The organism is Deefgea piscis (assembly GCF_019665785.1).
GTDB lineage: Bacteria > Pseudomonadota > Gammaproteobacteria > Burkholderiales > Chitinibacteraceae > Deefgea.
This window is the reverse complement of the sequence record NZ_CP081149.1, coordinates 15010-36683: the sequence shown is the minus strand read 5'-3', so window position 1 is coordinate 36683 and position 21674 is coordinate 15010. Positions and strand designations below refer to the sequence as shown.

Sequence of the window (21674 nt, the reverse complement as noted above, 5' to 3'; positions counted from 1 at the left end):
CGACCGATTATTGGCGAAATAGCGAAAAAAATACAAATAGGCTGCACCGAGCGAAAACAAGCGCATTCATGCAAACTCATAATTCGTCGGGCGCGTCTTTACGTTGATACATCAGCATCAAATTTGAAAAAGGTGGCCATAAAATAGCGGCAAATAAACTGCCAGTAAAATAGCCCCAGCCCACAAAAGGCTCACCCATGATGCTGCGAATACTCACCATAATGGCTTGCGAAAGTAGCAGTAGCGCGCAAGCAATCAGTGCTTGTTGCCAAAAAGGGAAAATCGCCAATTGCCGCTGCCGCACCAAAGCTAAATAAGCAATGATGGAATAGGCCAGCGCGTGTTGCCCCAGAATATTGCCATTGGCGACATCCATCAGCACCCCTAAAAAGAAGGCGCAAGCCACACCGACACGGCGCGGCTGATTGAGTGCCCAATAAATAATCAATAGCGCGACAAAATCAGGAGAAAAATTCATCGCCGTGGCTTGCCATGGCAATAAATTAATCAAAATAGCCAGTACAAACGAGCAAAAAATAAAGCCCACACCGGCAGGACGAAGTAATTGGCGGCTAATTGGCATGGCTCAATCTCCAGCCACTCGCGCAGAGAGTGCGCAAAAAGGATAAAAAATACACATTATTTAGTCTTGGCCTTCGGTGCTGAGGCTTCTGTTGGATAAGGTGGCGGCGCCGCTGGCGCATCCAAAATTAAGAAATAACGATGCTGATCAATTTTGGCTAAAGGCTCGCTATAAATGCGGGCAAAGGCGTTGCCGGTGGTGCGTTCAACCCGAGTCACTCGAGCCACTGGTAAACCCGCCGGATAAATACTATCAATGCCGGATGTAAGCAGTTGGTCGCCCACTTGAACGTCAACATTTTGTGCCATATTGCGCACTTCGAGCGGCGCATGCCGGCCTGTGCCATACACCACGGTTCGCAATTGATTGCGCGCCACGATGACTGGCACCATGTGATTGCGATCAGATAACAACCGCACTTCACTGGTGAGCGGTTGCACGCGAACAATTTGTCCAACCACACCACTGGCGTCGAGCACGATTTGCCCAGCACTAATTTGATTTTGCTGGCCTTTATCAAGGACTAATTTTGCGGCAAAAGGATCGCGGCTATTGTAAAGAATTTTGGTGAGCTGCGAGCGGCGCGGCGTGTTTTCACTGGCAATGCTGAGCGAGCGTAAATTGGCATTTTCAATCTCTAAAGCCTGCAAACGCATGGCCATGCCTTTGGCGGCGAGCTTATCGTTATTGAGTGCTTTGTTTTCGCTAACTAATTGGGCTTGTTGCTGCAGAAAATCGCCACCTTCAATCACCGCATTGATGGGCGTAGTGGCCAGCCATTGCAAGGGATATAGCGCCAAAGACAGCTTATCGCGGGCGAGCCCCAACCATTGATAGTTGGCATCGCCGAAAATCAGCGCAAGCGAGAGTGCAGAAAAAATCAAAACACGCGTCAGCGGTTTCGGGCCTTGTTTAAAAAAGGCAGGTTGATTAGCTTGCATTGGATCTGCGAAGTAGTGAAGGTGTGAGGATGGCGGTAGGGTGACAGCTGCCCAAACTAGCAAAGGCTTGGCATACGCCAAGCCCTATTTGCTTGCCTTACCGCCGATCTAATCAGTCATTAGCAAAAATGCCAATGCCGCCTTTATCGAGCTTTTCAAGTGCTTTACCTGAACCGCGTACGACGCAAGTGAGTGGATCTTCGGCCACAATCACTGGCAGGCCAGTTTCTTCCATCAATAAGCGATCCAAATCGCGCAATAATGCGCCACCGCCAGTTAGTACCATGCCTTTTTCGGCAATATCAGCACCGAGTTCTGGTGGAGTTTGTTCGAGCGCTTGTTTGACTGCTGAAACGATTTGATTGAGTGGGTCAGTCAAGGCTTCGAGAATTTCGTTGCTAGAGATCGTGAACGAGCGTGGAATGCCTTCGGCTAAATTGCGACCTTTGACTTCCATTTCGCGAACTTCGGCGCCCGGGAAGGCCGAACCGATGCGTTTTTTGATTTCTTCAGCAGTGGTTTCGCCGATCAACATGCCGTAGTTACGACGGATGTAGTTGATGATTGATTCATCAAATTTATCGCCACCTACACGCACGCTAGACGCATAAACGATACCGCCGAGCGAAATCACGCCGACTTCGGTCGTGCCGCCACCGATATCCACCACCATTGAGCCCGTTGCTTCTTCAACCGGCAGACCGGCGCCGATTGCGGCAGCCATTGGTTCTTCGATTAATTCAACCTTGCGCGCACCAGCGCCTAGTGCTGATTCACGAATCGCACGGCGCTCAACTTGCGTTGAGCCGCAAGGCACGCAAATGACGATGCGCGGTGGCGATGAAAACATGCGGCTTGGGTTCACTTTTTTAATGAACTGTTTGAGCATTTGTTCGGTGATAGTGAAGTCGGCAATTACACCGTCTTTCATTGGGCGCACGGCGTTGATATTGCCGGGGGTGCGGCCGAGCATTTTTTTGGCTTCTGTACCGACCGATAAAATGGTTTTCTTGCCTGAAGGGCCGCCTTCTTGTTGAATGGCGACGACCGACGGTTCGTCCAATACAATCCCTTTACCTTGCATATAAATCAAGGTGTTAGCTGTACCCAAGTCGATAGCGATGTCGTTGGCAAAGTAGCCAGAGAGAAGTCCAAACATTAATAATCCCGCAATGATGTTGTGTGATGGCAAGCCAAACTTCAGTTCAGCCCACTGTAAATTGGGCGAATGCTCGTATTATGCTGTATTGCAAGGAATCAAGCTTCGCATTTATTTTTAATTTCGCGTCCACTGTAAATGCTACCGCGAGCCTTCGCCGTAGGTGGGAGAAACAAACCCGATATGATACCCTATTGCGTTGTTGTTTAAGTAGCTTTAACGCGGTAAATACGACCACGTTCCGATTAAAGTACGCCGTACTTGGTCAGCAAGGTGATACCGTGGTTTCAGGATGAAAAAACGCGGTAAATTTAAGCTTAGTTGATGTTGGTTTTGCGCCGTGCGGGCACAATTTTCGCGGCAAATGCAATGTTGATAGAGTCTAGCCACGTTCCGATTAAAGTTGTTGTGTTGACCAACATGACTGCTCAGCTATTTAGGACGTATCTACAGGGAAATACGAATATGTCGCTATCTATAGACGATGTACAGCGCATTGCGCGTCTGGCACGGATTGCCGTGACCGAAAATGAAGTGATTGAGAGCCATAAACAACTCAATCAACTCTTTAATCTGATTGAAGAAATGCGCAGCATCGATACCACCGGTGTTGAGCCAATGCCACACCCACAAGACATGTTACTGCGCTTGCGTGACGATGTGGCGACAGCGACTAATCGCCGCGAAGCCTTTCAGGCGATTGCCCCTGCGGTTGAAAACGGCCTTTACCTGGTTCCGAAAGTCATTGAATAAGGAGCAGGGGGTTGGGAATGGGGATTGGGGAGTGGGGAGTGGGCCGTAAGCTCACTTGCTTTTACTCCCTACTCCCTATTCCCCACTCCCTCACAATTATGAACTACACCATCAAACAAATCATTGACCAACTCGCTAGCGGTGAAACCACGGCTGTCGCGTTGGCAACGCAATATTTAGATCGCATCGCGGCGCATCAGCACCTCAATGCCTTTATTACCGTTGACCGCGAAAAATCGCTCGCACAAGCTGCTGCTGCCGATGCCGCGCGGGCTGCCGGTGATACCCGACCGTTGCTCGGTGTTCCTTTGGCCCACAAAGATATTTTCTGCGCTGAAGGCTGGAAAACATCGTGTGGTAGCAAAATGCTCGACAACTTTATTGCGCCGTATTCGAGCAATGTCGTTGAGCGTTGTGATGCTGCCGGTTTGGTGACGCTAGGTCGCACCAATATGGATGAGTTCGCGATGGGCTCTTCCAATGAAAACAGCTTTTACGGCGCAGTTAAAAACCCTTGGGATTTAACTGCCGTACCTGGCGGCTCGTCCGGTGGTTCGGCAGCGGCAGTGGCCGCGCGATTAGTGCCAATGGCAACTGGCACCGATACCGGTGGTTCGATTAGACAGCCTGCGGCATTTTGCGGTATCACGGGAATTAAACCGACCTACGGTACGGTGAGTCGTTTTGGCATGATCGCTTACGCCAGCTCGCTTGACCAAGGTGGCGCAATGGCGCAAACCGCTGAAGATTGCGCGATTTTGCTCAATGTGATGGCTGGCTTTGACGAGCGTGATTCCACCAGCTTGCAGCAAGCGAGCGAAGACTATACTCGCGATTTAAACCAATCTTTGGCTGGACTTAAAATTGGCCTGCCACGCGAATATTTTGCCGATGGTTTAGCCGACGACGTGCGTGCCGCAATTGACGCCGCGGTGGCTGAGTTCAAAAAACTCGGCGCCAGCATTGTTGACGTGAGCCTGCCGAACACCAAAATGGCGATTCCAGCGTATTACGTTATCGCGCCAGCCGAAGCCTCAACCAACTTAAGCCGTTTTGACGGTGTTCGCTACGGTCATCGTGCCGCCGATTACAACGGCCTGAATGATATGTACGAAAAAACCCGTGCCGAGGGCTTTGGTGATGAAGTCAAACGCCGCATTCTGACCGGCGCGTATGTACTCAGCCACGGCTATTACGACGCTTACTACCTACAAGCGCAAAAAATCCGCCGCATGATTGCCAATGACTTCCAGTCTGTATTCAAAGAATGCGACGTATTGTTTAGCCCGGTTTCGCCAAGTACCGCATGGAACTTGGGCGAAAAAACTGCAGACCCAGTGGCGATGTATCTCGAAGACATTTATACGCTGGGCGTGAATTTGGCCGGCTTGCCTGCCATGAGCGTACCCGTTGGCTTTGGCAGCAACGGTCGCCCAGTCGGTATGCAAATCATCGGTAACTACGCAGGTGAAAGCCGCATGCTCGGCATGGCGCATCAATACCAGCAAGTGACTGATTGGCATACTAAGGCACCGCAACTCTAAGGAGATCGGCATGGCACTAACGCAAAGTGATTTGGTTTCACCTGAGCAGTACTTGGCTGAAGAAGAATCGCGGCAGGAACGGCATGAATATTATGACGGTCTCGTTTATGCCATGACGGGGGGCACATTGACGCACAATATTTTGGCGATGAATTTGCTCGTTCGCTTGATGGCGCATTTACAAGGCTCACCTTGCCGAGCGTTCATTAATGATGTTCGCCTGCAGATTGAAAGTGCCGATTGCTATTTTTACCCCGATTTATTGGTGCATTGTGCTGAAACTGCTAAATCGAGTTCGACGGTTAATTCAGCTAAGGTCGTCGTCGAAGTCTTGTCTGCGTCGACGAGTAACTACGATCAGGGTAAAAAATTTACAGTTTATCGCCAGCTTGAATCATTACAAGAATATGTGCTGATTGATTCGGAAATGAAGAGCGTTCGGGTGTATCGCCGTGCGGATCAAGGTGACTGGATCTTTCATGCCTATACCAACGATGAAACTGTACGCCTAGCCAGTATTGATTTTTCTGTGTCGTTGACTGAACTGTACGACGACACGGGCATAGAGGAATAAACCATGAAATGGGAAGTCGTAATCGGGCTAGAGGTTCACACTCAGCTCACCACAAAATCGAAAATTTTCTCACCGGCCAGCACGGCATTTGGCGCTGCGCCTAATACGCAAACGGCGGTGGTGGATATTGCACTGCCGGGCGCTTTGCCAGTGATGAACCGTGCCGCCGTTGAGCGCGCGATTCAGTTTGGTCTGGCCATTGGTGCCAACGTCAAACGCAGATCAGTGTTTGATCGTAAAAACTACTTTTACCCTGATTTGCCAAAAGGCTATCAAATTAGCCAAATGGATTTGCCGGTGGTTGAAGGTGGCGTGATCACCATTCAAGTTGGCGATGAAGAACGCAAAATCAACCTCACTCGCGCCCATTTAGAAGAAGATGCCGGCAAATCGCTGCACGAAGACTACCAAGGCATGACCGGCATCGACTTAAATCGCGCCGGTACACCATTGCTCGAAATCGTCTCTGAACCAGAAATGCGCTCCAGTGCCGAAGCCGTGGCGTATGCCAAAGCATTGTACGAGTTGGTGACATGGATCGGCATTTGCGACGGCAATATGTCGGAAGGCTCATTCCGTGTTGATGCTAACGTTTCGGTACGCCCAGCCGGCCAAGTTGAGCTAGGCACTCGCCGCGAAATCAAGAATCTGAACTCGTTTAAATTCTTGCAGCAAGCGATTGATTACGAAATCCGCTGGCAAATCGAAACCATCGAAGACGGTGGCCGCGTGGTGCAAGGCACGGTGCTGTTCGATCCCGATAAGGGCGAAACGCGCATGATGCGCAGTAAAGAGGACGCGCACGATTACCGCTACTTCCCAGATCCAGATTTGCCACCGCTGGTGATTAGTGAGGAATGGATTGAACGCGTACGCAGCGAATTGCCAGAATTGCCAGTGGCAATGCAAGCGCGCTTTATCGAGCAGTACGGTATTTCCGCCTACGATTCGCGGATGTTGACCACCAGCAAGATACTGGCCGCTTACTTTGAAGCCACCGTTGCTGCTGGCGCCGATGCCAAACTCGCCGCCAACTGGATCATGGGCGACATCTCGGCCACGCTGAACCGCGAAGATAAAGTGTTTGCTGATTGCCCAATTTCGGCAACGGCTTTGGGTGCGTTGATTGCTCGTATCTCGGACAACACCATCAACAACAAAACCGCCAAAGACGTGCTGAAGAAGATGTGGGAATCAGGCGATTCAGCCGACACCATTATCGAGCGCGATGGTCTGAAGCAAGAATCCGACACCGGCGCGATTGAAGCGATTGTCGATACCGTGCTGGCAGCCAACCCAAAAGCGATTGAAGAATATCGCAGCGGTAAAGAGAAGGCACTCAATGCCTTAGTCGGGCAGGTAATGAAAGGCTCCGGCGGCAAGGCCAATCCAGCGATGGCGTTGGAGTTGTTGAAGAAGAAGGTGGGGTGATAATCCTCAAATAATAAAGCGGCCAAATGGCCGCTTTATTTATGAGTAATAAAATTATGCGCTCAAAATATTCAGAGCTTGTTCAACGTTTATTTGCCAAATATTATTTAGCTCTTTAGATTTTTCAAGCATTCGGGTGTATTTATCAATCATCGGTATATGACTATTTAAATTGTCATTTTTTACCATGTACTGTTGTTGTTCAATGAATTTGTTTTGTTTTTGTATTAGGAAGCGACAAAAACTCATGTGCTCTGTTTCATTGTTCCCGTCGAATCCAGGGAAAATTGAGTATCTGTGATTTATTAGTTCATGATCTTTTGTTGTTCGTTTTAAGTCTTCGATTGCTCGATACAAATCAAGTATGTTAAGTACAAATTTACCATCTATTTCTGACATCTCATCAGAAATTCCGCCGATTATTTGATTGTAAAATATAGCATACCCATTTTCTAGGATGTCAATTGCTTCGTTGTAAAATTCAGCATCCTCATTGTCTAGTTTGGCAAGAATTCTGTATTGATTAATTAGGATTAATCGGTCTTTTTTACTGATTTCCAAGATTATCTCTCCTTCTATTTAGAGAATTTTTCGCTTTATGTGGTGTGCCATACCAACTATATCTGGATAGATTGTGTATTCATCTAAATTTGCCCATTTTAAAAATTCACGAGCTTCTGCTTTAGCCGATGCTGGAAGTATTATTTTTCGGTAGCAGGCTGAGGCTGCAGTCTCAAATGACGCATCTTCTGTTCCAAATATGGTAAAAACACCTTGTTGAGCTCTAATTCGATCGCTAATTTGTTGGCTGGGTTTTATTGCTAATGGCTTTTCAATTTGTACGGGGCGTTTTTCCCAATAAATAGTTTTGTAATCAAATGTTTTGTCTTCTGGGATATTTATGACATCAGTACGGCCACTTAACCTATTTAATGATAGTGGATTCAATATGAAAAGAGCACTATCCTCTGTATCTGTGTAATCTCCGTGGAGAATAAATGCAATGGCTACCCCCATTACAGTTGACCAGTCAAGCAACCGTGTAGGGATCCAGTGATGCTGCATATCAAATAGAGTTTCCCAATCATTTGTCCTTTTTTCGAACAGTCTTGATGCTGTACGTGTAAATTCAAAAAATAGGCTTTTTTCTTTTTCTTCCCAAGAAGTTTGGCGTGGCAAACTTGGAATTAGTTCCCAATCTTTATTCGTATGCCCGCGATACCACGGTTCAGCTGGAGAGCCGAGCTCTTTTTCTGCTTTTCGCACTTCGGTAAGAAAATCATTCCAAGTTGACATTCTATTGTCCAAGTAATTATTTATTAGATTTTAATTAAATTTATTGTAAGCTTTGTGGGTTTTTACGTCTACGATTTTTATTCGTTACCGTATTAATTAGCTTTATGCGGCTGCGCCGCGTGTTTTTTGGTGCGCGTTCCGCCGCGCGGACGGGAAAGGGACTTTGCTTCTGCAAAGCCCCCTTCACCCCAAAGCAGCCCCCGGTATCTGCGCCGACTTCGTCGGTGCCCTCGCTGCGGACAATCGAGGCGGTTGCGCTCAAAACTCGGCCTGCGGCCTCAAACAATGAGCGCAAAAACCCCGCCCCGCTTGTTCCTCACTCGGCTGGATACAGGGGATTAGCAGCCCCAGACCAACGATCAAGCAGGTATGTATATGTATTGCCAGCTAAACATTGCGATATAAGGTCTGGATTTAAATACCTCTTGTTTATGCGAGCGAGGAGGGTGTAATTGCCGAAGGCATTACGCCGCATGAATATCGCTTGGTGTATTGCCGCTTCGCGTCGAATACACCCTAAGGATGTATTTGCTTATAGCCTTTGAATTACAATGCTTTTCTGGCAATACATCTAAATATATTCTTGATCGTGGGTCTGGGGCTTGAGATCCCGTCTAAGCGCACCGAGTGCGGAGCGAGACAGACAGTTTTATCGTTTGGCTCGCGACAATCGAGGGCACAGCGGAGCTGGGCGCGCTCGGGGCGACTTTCTTTCGCCTACCTTTCTTTGGCGAAGCAAAGAAAGGTAGGTGCCGCGCGGCATGAGCGCGACTTCATGTGCAAGAACGCCGCCCTGTACGGCTGCACCGCGTAGGTTTTTGGGCTGATGGGAATAAAAAAGCCACGAATATCGTGGCTTTTTGTTGCTTGGCGGCGGGTTAGCGCTGCGGGTTTATTTCAATTTGACTGACCATTTGGCTTCAACACATTGCGTGTATTGATTGTCGATCAGCGCCGAGAAGCCCGATTGCTCGCTGGTGAGGCGACATTGGTATTTGATTGGCGCTGGGTTGTCGGCGGTTTCTTCCGATTTATTCCAATAGATCGCCACTGCGGCTGAGCTGCCACCGCTAAAGGCTTTCATATCGGTACATTTCATTGACTCTTTGGAGATGTCCAAATTCAATTCGCGGGCAAATTCGACGTAGAAATTATTGCGCGCCTGTGCCGTTGGTTTGATTGGATTGGACATACATTCGCCATTGATAATCTGGCTGGTGGTTGGGAAGTCGTTACCCAAGCCGCCGGCGATATCGACTGCGTTCGGTACCCAAGTGCCATCCAGCGTATGCAATACCGATGGTTTAGGTGGCTGTGGCGTCACAAAGAAGTACAGCGCCGAGGCCATATTCAACCATGTTGATGCCACGAGGTCGGGGTTGTCGCGTAGCACGGCGCGGTCGCCATAAATCGCCAACGACAGTGGGGCGTAGTTGAAGATGTAAGAGATTTGATGCGCGCCACGGCCGTAGTAAGAAATCCACGTGCCATCTGGGTTTTTGCCACAAGCGAGGGTGCCGTCAAACTGCTTTTGCCAGTTCACATCACCACAACCGGATGAATACGCTTCTGAGCCTTTGCCGTCACCACCTTCACGCAGCGCGGTTAAGCCTTGGCGCCATTTTGGATTAGGGCTTGATGCGCTGTGATTACCGGTTTCTTGCACCACATGGGCAAAAAAGGCGGCAACAACGCGGCGGCAAATTTGATCCGCATTGCGGCCATCGGTGTAGTCGGCGCAGAAGCTTGGGAATTTCGCTACGCCGCGCAAAAAGTTGGTGTAGGTGTAGCCCGGATTGGCTTCTGGGAAGAAGTAATTCCATTGCTGCTGCGACACAATGCCTTCCACCCGTTTAACGTTGGCTGGATTGCTTTGATTGCCCGGCGTGACTTGCTCAACCAATTTATTGTCGAGCGTAGCGACCGAGGCGCGGATCATTTGCATATACGGCGTGCTGATCGCTGCGGTTTCGTGCGCTTGCGCTTCGGCTAAGGTTTCTGGGCCAGAGGCACGCGGTGTGCTTGGGCCAGTACACGCGCCAAGTGCTTTCCATGCGCCGCCGACAGCTGAGTTGGCGCTAGGCTCGATATTGCTCGAGTAATAATTGGCTTGGTAGTTTTTGCCATAGGCACTGCGAATCACTAGCCCTAAGTTCGGACGATAAATTTCATCCGGATTCCACACCGGCGCGCAAGTATTGCCACCCGGTGTTGGGCTCGCCGTTGGTGTGGCGGTTGGTGTTGCGGTTGGTGCTGCAGTCGGCGTTGCTGTTGGTGTCGCAGTTGGTTTTACTGTTGGGGTTGCTGTCGGTGTTGCTGTGGGGGTCGCAGTCGGTTTTACCGTTGGGGTGGCTGTTGGTATTGCGGTTGGTGTTGCAGTGGGTTTTGCCGTTGGGCTAGTCGTTGGTGTCGCAGTTGGTATTACTGTGGGGCTTGCTGTTGGTAATGGATTACTTTCGACTGCCCAAGGTCCCCATTGCGTGCCTCCGGGTATTTCGCCGGTAGTCCACCATTTGGCTTTCCAGTTTTTACCTTGATAGGTGACGCTGGCACCTGCGGTATACACGGCTTTGCTGTCCCAATCGGCTGCCATCACACTGGTGCTTAAAAATAGCGCAGCCAGCAGTGCGGCGAGTTTGATTTTTTTATTCATTATCCTCTCCATCCATAGTGGGATTCGCCTGTCCAAATTGGCCTTGATATGCTTCCCAGACACATCTCAGACGTCATACCTTATTGGTATTGTTTTATGAGTTGTAAGCATACTCTTTATGACGGCGTCGTCAAAGCGAGCGAGCATCAAACGCCGCTTTAAGTCGGTCATTGTGGCGAATCTTGTGATTGCTTGGGCGTTGCTACGTGGCTGCGCTGCTGGGGGTTGAATCGCTTGCATCGCACCATCGGCGGTAAGTTGCCGCTTGACCATGGCGCACGCCCATCTCGTCGATCAGATTCCATACGGTAACGTCTTCAATCCAAAAACGCCGTCCGGTTTTGGCGATCCGCAGCCCGCGGTAGCCGCAGGCGTAACCGTGTTCACGCACCGCGCTAAGTAATTGTTCGCGCTCTTCTTGATCAGGTGCAGCGGCAGATAGCCGTGATGGCAGCCCCAGTAATTGGCCATCGGGGTAGTCAAAACAGCGGTGGGCGCTGTCGTTGGCAAAAATAAATCGTGGGTCGTCGCTAGCATCATGCGCGAGCACACAAAACGGCGCCTCATGCTGCAGCCACGCCGCGGCATCGATTAAGGAGTCGGTGGCTGGCACCAAATCATGCCCAAGCAATTGGCGATAGCTGCTTAGCAGCAGTTGGATGAGTGCAAGTGAAGACACGAGAAAATCCGGTGGATGAATATGCGGCTTATTGTAAATTATTTTCACGGCATATTTTTTTGGCTTTGTTCAGATTACGTGTTGATGATTTTAAGTGCCTACGGCACATTGTTTTACAGTCGCAGTCCGCGACGGGGACTCACTTTTCTTGCTTCGCCAAGAAAAGTAAGCAAAAGAAGGCGACCCGTGCGCGCCCAGCTCCGCTGTGCCCTCGATTGTCGTGAGCCAAACGATAAAACCGTTTGTCTCCCTCCTCACTCGGTGCGCTTGGACGGGCTTTTAAGCCCCAGCTCAACGAGCGCGGCACAGCATCAACACAAAATCTGAGCATTGCCTATTTTCTATGGGTATTGACCAGAAATAAAGCCCAGATATATGCTGCATTCATATACCCTTGGTAAACTGATACGGCAGCTTGGTAGCTACAGTGGTTTTTTCTTTTGATTGAATTGTGGATTAATTTTAAATGAATATTTTTCAAGTTTTAAGTCAAGGCAAAGCGCGATTACATGAGCCAAGTATGTCGGCAATGCTGGGGTATTTATTAGATAGTTCGGAAGACCACGGTTTAGGGGATGCTTTTGTACGCGTTTTTCTCGAGCAACTCGGTGCCGAGCATTTTGCTGAGATCTTGAGCTGCCAATTTATTAATTCGAGTACCGAGCTTGAGGTGGCTTATCAGCTTGATGGCGCGAGAAAAGACATTGATATTGAGCTCACTCTATTGGGTAAGGCTGATAGCGTGCCATACCGAATTATTATCGAGAATAAGATTAAAGTCGGTGCAGCTAATCCCAAGCAGCTGCGCGATTATTACCAAGCCATTTTGCAAGATGATCCAACGATTCAGAAGTTGATGGTGGTATTTCTAACGCCAGAATCCAAAACCAGTGCGCTGGTTGCCGAGTATGACAATCTGACGGATTTAAACCCTGAGCATCATAAAGCTTGGTTATATTGGCATTCAGCTACGCAAGCTAGTCTGGTCGCTTTGCTGCGCCAAGTGCTATTGGCCGAGGCCAGCGGTGAAATTAATCCAATTAATGAATATATGCGGCATACGCTAAAAGCTTTTATTCGCCATGCAATCGGCGCATTTTCACCCGTTGCTGGGCAGGGCTCGCGGGTGGGAGAAGATATCGGTGAGATTCAGGCTGAGCTGCTGATCGAGTTAAAAGATGGTAGTCAGTATCGCGTGGTGCAGCGAGACAGTACGCAAATCCAAGTGTTTAATGTTCAAACTGGCGATAAAGAAGTGGCACGCCGGATTATGGGCCAATATATCGATGAACAAAATTTACCCATTAAACATCCCGATTTTAATACCCGTACGATAGGAAAAATGCTGTTTAAATTGCATTCTTCAGTCAGTTAATTGCTTGCCAACAATTTGAACAACAACAGAAAACCGCCAGATTGATTCTGGCGATGCAGTCCGCAAGGCGGTTTGGGGTGGGTGGTGACTTGCCAATCATCCCTTATATTGATTGGGCGAGCGCGGTAATTTGGCGCAGACATGGCTGGTGTGCAATGCCAAAGTACGCTCCTTTGCCGCTAAGCATGCCGCGGCGCTTGATTTAAATTGACTGTATAAGGAAACCGCCGGTGGACTCTTGGCTTACTCAACTTAAAACGCTGTTGTTTGACACGCCCGAAGTTCATCGCGTGCTCTTAGCCATTTTGGTGATTGTGGCGGTGAATGCCTTGCTGGCTTTTGCACTGCGTCAAGTGACGCGGCTGGCGCAAAAATCAAATACCCGCTGGGATGATGTATTGGTGCATGCAGCCCGGCCGGCTTTGCGTAGTTTGGTTTGGGTGCTGGGGATTAGCTATATTTTGACGCTGATTCCACAGTATTTGCATGTCAATATCGTCGGTTTAACGTCGCCATTACGCAGTGTTGGGGTGACGCTGTGCTTGGCTTGGTTTTTATTTCGCTTGATTGCTTTGACCAGCCAAAGCTTTTTGAGTGATCGCTATGAGCGCGGCGAAAGTGTCGATTCTACGACGGTGGATGCCTTATCCAAATTGGGGCGGTTAATCGTCGTTATTGCCACCGCACTCAGCATTTTGCAGACGCTCGGTTTTAGTGTCTCTGGGGTGCTTGCTGCGGGTGGGATTGGTGGTTTGGCGGTGGGTTTTGCCGCCAAAGATTTGCTGGCCAATTTTTTTGGTGGCTTGACGATTTATTTGGATCGACCATTTAGCGTGGGTGAATGGATACGCTCACCCGATAAGCAGATTGAAGGCACGGTAGAAAAAATTTCTTGGCGGCATACGCGAATTCGCGGCTTTAATAAAAATCCGATTTACGTACCGAATGCGATTTTTACTTCCATCGTGGTCGAAAACCCTTCGCGTATGACGCATCGGCGTATTCGCGAAACCATCGGTCTGCGGTATGACGATATTGCCCAAGTGCATAGCATTGTCAGCCAGATTAAAGAAATGCTACACGCTCATCCCGAAATTGATTCGACGCAAACCACCATCGTTAATTTCAATCAATTTGCCGCGTCATCGCTGGATATTATGTTGTACACCTTTACCAAAACCACCGACTGGGTGCGTTTTCATGCGGTGAAACAAGATGTGTTATTGCAAATTGCGGCCATTATTGAGCAGCACCACGCGCAGATTGCCTTTCCAACGCGTACTCTACATATTCCAGAACCACCAGAACCACCAGAAGCTTAAGTAGCCCTGTTGGGTGGAGCGTGCGCAGCACTGATTTCATCCAACACAGCCCAAGCCGCTCGATTCAATTGGAGCGGTTTTTTTATATGCGGCGGCAAATCACTCGTTGAGATTGTCGACGTATTGGCCGCTGGCGCAGTAGATTTAATCACTGCATCTCAATACCCAATGCATATTGTTAAATAGATTGCTGCCGATGTGGAACTCATTGCGCGGAGCAAGGTCTGAATTGACTAGATCGTAGTACTCATTTGATTGATTTATAAAAAGGGGAATTGAGATGGGTTTGTTTGATATGTTCAAGAGCGACACCAGCACGACGATGAGTCCACATTTCGCTTTTGCGACTGGCCTTTTATACATGATGTCGGCTGATGGCGAGATGGATAACGAAGAAGTCGGCCATTTGTTGTCAGTATTGGGCGGCCAAAAATCAAGCAGCGGTGCGATCGGTGTTGGCGCGCAAAATAAACAGTTGCTCGATCGTGCTTTGGCGTATCGCCAAAAAAATTCGATTGATACTTTCTTGGCCGAAGCGACACCGGTGTTAACCGATGCGCAAAAAATGTGCATTTTGATGAATCTGCTCGATTCAGCATTCTCTGATGGCGAAGCCGAGCCAGAAGAACAAGCCTTGTTTGCCAAGATTCAAGCGGCATTTGGTGTGAGCGATGAGCGTTTCAAACCGTTCTTCCAAGTGTTAATGGTGAAAAATGATCGCGCTGTATTTGTGAATAAAGATCACCCAAGCAACCAAGCCGGTTATACCGTGCAATTGAATTAAGCTTTGGACTGTTGTCAGGATGTTAAAAACCGCCGTTTACGGCGGTTTTTTTATGTCTTCGTCTTGCTGAGCACAAGGAAAGATGATGTTGAGCGCAAAGCTTAGATATTGCCTTTGCGCGTATGAAGGGTATTGATCGCGCTGGCATGATGACGTAGTGCTGGGATGAAATACCCTGTTGTTATGGTTTGGCTTTGCAGCTCGATTGGGAATGGATTGATGAAGTGATTGCTGAAGTGATCGACATCGTAAAGCGTGCTGACTGTGTTTTGATTAAGTATTTTGCTTGCAAAATTCTTGTGTTTTCATTGTGTTTGCTTGTTAAATGAGTCAGCAAAATGACTGTAAATGCATGATACTGAATTCAGCACTCATCGAGCTGAGATAGGCAAGGCAGTTATTTATCTCGTTTTTTACCGGCGGGTTTGGTAGGTATTGGGGCGTTATCGCGCTGCGGCGTAGTCATCATGGAGTTTGCTGGAGTCACAGGATGAGGCAAGAGACAAAGCAACAGTTTAATCAATTAGATTGGTCCGCGATGTTGGCGTTGATATGCGCGCTGCTGGCGGCGGTTTTTGTTTATCTTAGCTATTTTACTTTGGCTGAACGGCAAGAGGCGAGCGATCGGCGTTATCAATCATTTTTATTAGCTGAGCAAATGCGCCTGAGCTCAGACCAGCTGACATTGATGGCCCGGGCTTATGCAGCCACGGGTAATCCCAAGTTCTTGCAGTTTTATAATCAAATTTTAGATATTCGCAATGGCAAGCAGCCTAGACCAGAAAATTACCATCGCGTGTATTGGGATTTCTTAATGCCCCAGCAGGGGCAGCCGCCGTTTGCCAATGGCCAAACCATTAGTTTGCATAATTTATTGGATAAAAATGGTTTTACTGAGCAAGAATTGCAGCAATTGCGCTCGGCACAAGCGAGCTCGGATCAATTAGCTGACTTAGAAAGAACTGTATTTAAATTGGTGGCGCAAAATAAACCCAAAGTAGCTGGCAATTATGTAACGCCAGCGGCGGTAAGCCAGTTGTATAGCGAGGCTTATTTACAAGCTAAAAGCCAAATCATGGGGGGGATTAATCAATTTTATCATTTGCAAGAAACAAGAAATAACAGCAGTGTTGCCTATGCAGTGACTATGAATAATTTAATGATTGCTTTTTCTGTGTTGAGCTTTATCGGCTTAATCATTAGCTTGATATTTAATTTTAAATTAAGGGCGCGGCTGTCAGCACAATTTATTTCTGACCTACAGAGAGAGGTTACCGAGCAAACTGACATTATTATTGAGAAAAACCAAGAGCTAACACATGCTTTTGATTTGATGGCTAAGGCGCAAAAAAATCTGATTGAAACCGAAAAAATGGCTTCCTTAGGTGCTTTGGTCGTTGGCGTGGCGCATGAAATTAACACGCCGGTTGGGATTTGTATTACCGCTACCAGCTATATGGAAGAAGAAAACAATGAATTAAGCAAAATGGTTTCTGATCAGTCATTAAAGAAAAAATCGCTAGAAAATTACTTAGAGAGGTTTGATCAAAGTATTAAATTGTCACTAAAAAATCTACATCGAATTGCAGGAATTATTAATAATTTTAAAGAAGTTGCAGTAGACCAAGATGTTGATGTTTTTTCTTCTATTGATTTAAAAAAAGACATTAGGTATATGGTTGATGAAATCGTATTGAGTAATCAGTACAATCAAAATAAAATTAATATTGATTTGCATTGCGATGAGCAGTGGATTTGCCTGTGTTACCCTGGGGTGTTAATTAAAGTATTAAGGCAGTTACTTAAAAATGCCTTGATTCATGCTTTTGATCCGGGGGCGAATGGGCAAGTGGATATCGTTGTCGCGAAAATTGATAATTGGTATCAAATTAGCGTGCAAGACAATGGCAAGGGTATGGAAGAGCTCGAGCAGCTCAAAATTTTTGACCCGTTTTATACCACCAAGCGTAATCAAGGCGGGATTGGTTTAGGCTTGCCGATTGTTTTTAATTTGGTAACGCAAAAACTTGGAGGCTCGATTCGTTGTACCTCGGTGCTTGGGCAAGGCACGTGTTTTCAAATAAAAATTCCAGTTGAGGGAAAATCGGTCGATCTTACTTAAGCCAGCTTTGCTGGCGGTAAGCGTGGGTGTTGCTGTTATTGATGGCAGAGCCTGAATGATTGACTTCATTTGGGCTTTATTTATGGCTGATGGAGTTAAGTATGCAATTGGTGATTGGCAATAAAAATTACTCTTCATGGTCGTTGCGGCCGTGGTTGGGGATGAAAGTCGCTGGGATAAAATTTGACGAAGTGGCGCATGATTTGTACGCGCCCAATGCCTGGGCTGAGCGTTTGCAGTTTTCGCCTAGCGCTAAAGTGCCGGTGCTAATTGATGGCGATATCCATATTTGGGATTCTTTAGCCATTGCTGAGTATTTGGCCGAACGTTATCCGGCGGCACAATTGTGGCCACAAGACATCGTGACGCGCGCTTATGCGCGATCGGTTTGTGCTGAAATGCATGCTGGATTTTCGGCATTACGTAGCATTTGCCCGATGGATATTCGGCAGAAACACCCTGTAGTCATGACCCCCGCATTGCAGGCGGATATTGATCGGGTATTGGCGATTTGGCATGACTGCCGCTCGCGTTTTGCGGGATATGGCGAATTTTTATTTGGGCATTTTTCTTGGGTGGATGCGTTTTTTGCGCCGGTGGTCACTCGCTTTGTAACTTACGGCATTGCGGTGCCTGCGCCGTTAGATCTATACATGAATGCCGTGTTGGCCTTGCCCGCAATGCAAGAATGGATGGCCGATGCATGTGCCGAGTCAAGTGTTGCGGTATAGCTGGATTTTAAGTGGTAATCAGCAGCAAAAACAGCGGCTTTTTGCCGCTTTTTGTTGCCTATTTTTTAGGCACGATGTAGAATCCGCGCCTTCCCCTTGAATGATTTATATGCCATGCAGATTGGCCCGTATCAGTTAAAAAATAATCTGATCGTTGCGCCCATGGCGGGAGTGACTGATCGTCCTTTTCGTCAGCTGTGTAAGCAGTTTGGAGCAGGGCATGCGGTCTCAGAAATGATGACTAGCGATGTGGCTTTGCGTTCAAGTCAAAAGTCTTTGCTGCGCGCAAATTTTGACGGTGAACTGGCGCCGATTTCGGCGCAGATTGCCGGATCAGATCCCAAAATGCTGGCCGAAGCGGCGCGATTTCAAGTCGCCAATGGCGCGCAGATTGTGGATATCAATATGGGCTGCCCAGTTAAGAAGGTTTGCAATAAGTTGGCCGGTTCGGCTTTATTGCAAAACGAGCAATTGGTTGGCGATATTTTGGATGCCGTAGTCAATGCCGTTGACGTTCCTGTAACACTCAAAACGCGCTTGGGTTTTGCCAATGGCGCCGAAAACATTTTGCGCGTTGCTCAGTTGGCCGAGAACGCCGGGATTGCCGCATTGGCGATTCATGGCCGTACGCGGGAAGATATGTATCAAGGGCAGGCCAGATATGGATTGATTCGTGCAGTCAAAGAATCAATCTCGATTCCGGTGATTGCCAATGGCGATATTGATAGTCCGGCCAAAGCCGCTTTGGTACTGAAAGAAACCGGTGCCGATGCCATTATGATCGGCCGTGCGGCACAAGGCCGACCTTGGTTATTCCGTGAAATTGCGCATTTTTTGGCGACTGGTGAAACCTTGCCGCCGCCCGAAGTGCTAGAAATTCATGGCGTATTGCTCGGGCATTTGGATGATTTGTATGCGTTTTATGGCGAATATTCCGGTTGCCGAATCGCGCGTAAGCATATTGCTTGGTATACCAAGGGTTTGCATGGCAGTAATGAATTTAGGCAAACGATGTATGCCGAGGAAACAACCGCTGGACAAGCGCTAGCGGTCGATACCTACTTAAAAAGCTTGCTCAATTTTGGCGAGCGACTGCAATACCGCAACACAGCGAACGAATCAGAATAGCGTAACAGCTGTGTGATGAAGACAATAACGAACACCGAAAAATCGGGAGATTGAATGACTACCCCCACCGACTTGATTGCAACGGCAATTAATGAATCGCTCGCGCAGTATTTTAATGACCTAGATGGTGAGCCGCCGAGTGCATTGTATGAAATGGTTTTGGCTCGCATGGAAAAGCCGCTCTTGGTGAACGTGCTGCAGCGCGTTGAGGGTAATCAATCGCGCGCTTCAGAAATGCTCGGCATTAATCGCAATACCCTGCGTAAAAAATTACAAGCCTACGATTTGTTATAAATCGACCCCTGTGGGGTCTAGTTTCAATTCAAACAGAGGAAGCATGATGAGCAAAATTACCCGTGCCTTGATCAGCGTATCGGATAAAACTGGTGTGTTAGCATTTGCCCAAGCCTTGCATCAGCAAGGTGTCGAGATTCTTTCGACTGGTGGCACTGCTAAATTATTTGCCGATCACGGTCTACCCGTGATTGAAGTTGCCGATTACACCGGCTTTCCTGAAATGCTCGATGGCCGCGTGAAGACCTTGCATCCAAAAATCCACGGTGGCATTTTAGGCCGTCGTGATTTAGACGCGCATGTAGCCACCATGGGCGAGCATGGCATTGGTAATATTGATTTAGTTTGTGTGAATCTGTATCCGTTTGAAGCGACGATTGCCAAGCCCGATTGCAGCTATGAAGACGCCATCGAAAACATCGACATCGGCGGCCCAGCCATGGTGCGCTCGGCAGCCAAAAACCACGCGCACGTGGCGATTGTGACCGATGCCGCTGACTACGATTTATTGATCGAAGAAATGCAAGCCAATGGCGGCGCATTGGCTTTGGCAACGCGCAAAAACTTGGCGAAAAAAGCCTTTAGCCATACCGCAGCGTATGACGGCGCGATTTCAAATTACCTCACCGCTTTAACCAGCGACGGTGAAAAAGCGATTTACCCAACGCGTTTAAACTTGCAGTTTGAAAAAGTGCAAGACATGCGTTACGGCGAAAATCCACACCAATCAGCGGCGTTTTACCGTGATTTGGACCCAGCAGCAGGCAGCTTGGCCAATTACAAGCAGTACCAAGGTAAAGAATTGTCGTACAACAATATCGCCGATTCGGATGCCGCGTGGGAATGCGTGAAGCAATTTGCCGAGCCAGCTTGCGTGATTGTTAAACACGCCAACCCTTGTGGCGTTGCCGTGGGTAAAGACAGCTATAGCGCATATCGCCTAGCCTTAGCGACCGATACCACCAGTGCCTTCGGTGGCATTATTGCTTTCAATAAAACCGTTGATGCCGATACGATTGAAGCGGTGTCTACGCAATTCTTGGAAGTATTGATTGCACCATCGTACACAGCAGAAGCATTGGCTTTGATCGCCAAAAAACAAAACGTTCGTGTATTGGAAATCGCCATTGAAAGCGGTGAAAACCGTTTTGATTTGAAGCGTGTTGGCGGTGGCTTGTTGGTGCAAACGCCCGATGTGCATGCCTTGATGTTGGCCGATTTGAAAGTCGTGACTAAGTTGCAACCGACGCCAGAACAATTGAAAGATTTGTTGTTCGCGTGGAATGTGGCCAAGTTTGTTAAATCAAACGCGATTGTGTTCTGCAAAGGCGGCCAAACTCTGGGCGTTGGCGCTGGCCAAATGAGCCGTGTGGATTCAACTAAAATTGCCGCGATTAAAGCGCGTAACGCTGGGTTGGAATTACGTGGTTCGGTCGCAGCGTCAGACGCTTTCTTCCCGTTCCGTGATGGCGTGGATGTGATTGCCGAAAACGGTGTGTCGGCGATTATTCAACCGGGCGGTAGCTTGCGTGATGAAGAAGTGATTGCTGCAGCCGATGAGCACGGCATTGCGATGGTAATGACTGGCATTCGCCACTTCCGTCATTAATTAAGTACGACCTCGGCAGTGCTCAGGCGTTGCCGAGGTGATAGATATAAAAATACTAATAATAAAAACCAATTAGCGAGCCAATAGAGTTCGTATTTCACGGGAAGATGAATACATTTCTAACTATACGAATTATTAAAACAATGACATTTAAAAAAATATGGGCAATGTGTATCGGGCTATTGTTAGCGGCCAATGTATCAGCAGCAGACTGTGCCGATTGGTGGCTGTTTGATAAAGCCTGCAGCAATATTAGTGGCATTTGGAATGAAGGCGAAACTGGATTATTACTCTCTGGCTACGCTTGGCATAATCGCAGCACCTATGATCGAGATAAAATCGATAACTATAACGAACTGGCGTATGGCGGTGGCCTCAGCCTTTATCGTGCTTTACCCAATAATAATGAAGAAATGATTTATGCGATGATGTTTTCTGATTCGCATAGCAAGCCAGAAACCCATATTGGTTATGCCTATATGTGGTACTGGAATGTCTTAGGACCACTTAAAGCGGGTGCAGGTTTGACTGCGGGTTTGTTCTCGCGCAGTGATATCGGCAGTTATGTCCCGTTGCCTTTTGCTTTGCCTTTAGTTGCTCTGAAATATGACAAAGTCAATCTGTATGCGACTTATATTCCAGGTGGTAGTAATAATGGCAATGTGTTGTTTTTATTTTCCCGCTTTGATTACTAAT

20 protein-coding genes are annotated in these 21674 nt (G+C 48.0%); 13 read left to right on the top strand and 7 right to left on the bottom strand.

Going from position 1 to position 21674, the window contains the following annotated elements; all coding sequences use genetic code 11:
• Positions 1-76: 76 nt before the first annotated feature.
• From mreD to K4H25_RS00175, 3 genes are all read right to left on the bottom strand, one after another.
• Positions 77-583 (bottom strand): rod shape-determining protein MreD, encoded by a 507-nt coding sequence (gene mreD, locus K4H25_RS00185; protein WP_173532507.1) that lies wholly within the window; start codon positions 581-583, stop codon positions 77-79.
• A 56-nt stretch (positions 584-639) separates the two neighbouring features.
• Positions 640-1524, bottom strand: coding sequence for a rod shape-determining protein MreC (gene mreC, locus K4H25_RS00180; protein WP_173532506.1), 885 nt, complete (start codon positions 1522-1524; stop codon positions 640-642).
• A gap of 112 nt (positions 1525-1636) precedes the next feature.
• Complete coding sequence (locus K4H25_RS00175; protein WP_173532505.1) at positions 1637-2683, bottom strand: rod shape-determining protein; 1047 nt, start codon at positions 2681-2683, stop codon at positions 1637-1639.
• Between the two features lie 465 nt (positions 2684-3148).
• On the opposite strand from K4H25_RS00175, the gene gatC reads away from it, so the two are divergent.
• The 4 genes from gatC to gatB all read left to right on the top strand — a co-directional run bounded on the left by gatC (position 3149) and on the right by gatB (position 6985).
• A complete protein-coding gene (gene gatC / locus K4H25_RS00170; protein WP_221021469.1) occupies positions 3149-3436 on the top strand; it encodes an Asp-tRNA(Asn)/Glu-tRNA(Gln) amidotransferase subunit GatC in 288 nt (95 codons plus the stop codon).
• 95 nt (positions 3437-3531) lie between these two features.
• A complete protein-coding gene (gatA, locus tag K4H25_RS00165) occupies positions 3532-4980 on the top strand; it encodes an Asp-tRNA(Asn)/Glu-tRNA(Gln) amidotransferase subunit GatA (protein ID WP_221022826.1) in 1449 nt (482 codons plus the stop codon).
• Between the two features lie 10 nt (positions 4981-4990).
• Positions 4991-5554, top strand: a complete 564-nt coding sequence (locus tag K4H25_RS00160) for a Uma2 family endonuclease (RefSeq protein ID WP_221021468.1) — start codon at positions 4991-4993, stop codon at positions 5552-5554.
• Between the two features lie 3 nt (positions 5555-5557).
• Entirely contained in the window at positions 5558-6985 is a 1428-nt protein-coding gene (gatB, locus tag K4H25_RS00155) for an Asp-tRNA(Asn)/Glu-tRNA(Gln) amidotransferase subunit GatB (protein ID WP_221021467.1), read from the top strand.
• Between the two features lie 54 nt (positions 6986-7039).
• Here the strand turns inward: gatB and K4H25_RS00150 are convergent, their stop codons facing one another.
• The 4 genes from K4H25_RS00150 to K4H25_RS00135 all read right to left on the bottom strand — a co-directional run bounded on the left by K4H25_RS00150 (position 7040) and on the right by K4H25_RS00135 (position 11613).
• A complete protein-coding gene (locus K4H25_RS00150; RefSeq protein WP_221021466.1) occupies positions 7040-7546 on the bottom strand; it encodes a YfbU family protein in 507 nt (168 codons plus the stop codon).
• A gap of 18 nt (positions 7547-7564) precedes the next feature.
• Positions 7565-8281, bottom strand: coding sequence for an FRG domain-containing protein (locus K4H25_RS00145; RefSeq protein WP_221021492.1), 717 nt, complete (start codon positions 8279-8281; stop codon positions 7565-7567).
• An 892-nt stretch (positions 8282-9173) separates the two neighbouring features.
• On the bottom strand, positions 9174-10934 hold the full coding sequence (locus K4H25_RS00140; RefSeq protein ID WP_221021464.1) for a glycoside hydrolase family 19 protein: 1761 nt from the start codon (positions 10932-10934) through the stop codon (positions 9174-9176).
• Between the two features lie 202 nt (positions 10935-11136).
• Positions 11137-11613, bottom strand: coding sequence for an MEKHLA domain-containing protein (locus tag K4H25_RS00135; protein ID WP_221021463.1), 477 nt, complete (start codon positions 11611-11613; stop codon positions 11137-11139).
• Between the two features lie 466 nt (positions 11614-12079).
• Here K4H25_RS00135 and K4H25_RS00130 point away from each other — a divergent pair, with 466 nt between their 5' ends.
• The 9 genes from K4H25_RS00130 to pagP all read left to right on the top strand — a co-directional run bounded on the left by K4H25_RS00130 (position 12080) and on the right by pagP (position 21673).
• Entirely contained in the window at positions 12080-12988 is a 909-nt protein-coding gene (locus tag K4H25_RS00130; protein WP_221021462.1) for a PD-(D/E)XK nuclease family protein, read from the top strand.
• A 230-nt stretch (positions 12989-13218) separates the two neighbouring features.
• Entirely contained in the window at positions 13219-14310 is a 1092-nt protein-coding gene (locus K4H25_RS00125; RefSeq protein ID WP_255587817.1) for a mechanosensitive ion channel family protein, read from the top strand.
• Between the two features lie 280 nt (positions 14311-14590).
• Entirely contained in the window at positions 14591-15094 is a 504-nt protein-coding gene (locus K4H25_RS00120) for a tellurite resistance TerB family protein (protein ID WP_221021461.1), read from the top strand.
• A gap of 490 nt (positions 15095-15584) precedes the next feature.
• Positions 15585-17216: a sensor histidine kinase gene (locus K4H25_RS00115; protein WP_221021491.1), complete on the top strand. Its 1632-nt coding sequence runs from the start codon at positions 15585-15587 to the stop codon at positions 17214-17216.
• Positions 17217-17317: 101 nt separating this feature from the next.
• On the top strand, positions 17318-17947 hold the full coding sequence (locus tag K4H25_RS00110; protein ID WP_221021458.1) for a glutathione S-transferase family protein: 630 nt from the start codon (positions 17318-17320) through the stop codon (positions 17945-17947).
• 114 nt (positions 17948-18061) lie between these two features.
• A complete protein-coding gene (gene dusB, locus K4H25_RS00105) occupies positions 18062-19075 on the top strand; it encodes a tRNA dihydrouridine synthase DusB (protein WP_221021457.1) in 1014 nt (337 codons plus the stop codon).
• Positions 19076-19129: 54 nt separating this feature from the next.
• Positions 19130-19369 carry a helix-turn-helix domain-containing protein gene (locus K4H25_RS00100; RefSeq protein WP_173532493.1) on the top strand — a complete coding sequence of 80 codons (240 nt, stop codon included), beginning with the start codon at positions 19130-19132 and terminating at the stop codon, positions 19367-19369.
• Between the two features lie 46 nt (positions 19370-19415).
• Positions 19416-20978 (top strand): bifunctional phosphoribosylaminoimidazolecarboxamide formyltransferase/IMP cyclohydrolase, encoded by a 1563-nt coding sequence (gene purH, locus K4H25_RS00095; protein ID WP_173534596.1) that lies wholly within the window; start codon positions 19416-19418, stop codon positions 20976-20978.
• Between the two features lie 143 nt (positions 20979-21121).
• Positions 21122-21673, top strand: coding sequence for a lipid IV(A) palmitoyltransferase PagP (pagP, locus tag K4H25_RS00090; protein ID WP_221021456.1), 552 nt, complete (start codon positions 21122-21124; stop codon positions 21671-21673).
• Position 21674 lies beyond the last annotated feature (1 nt).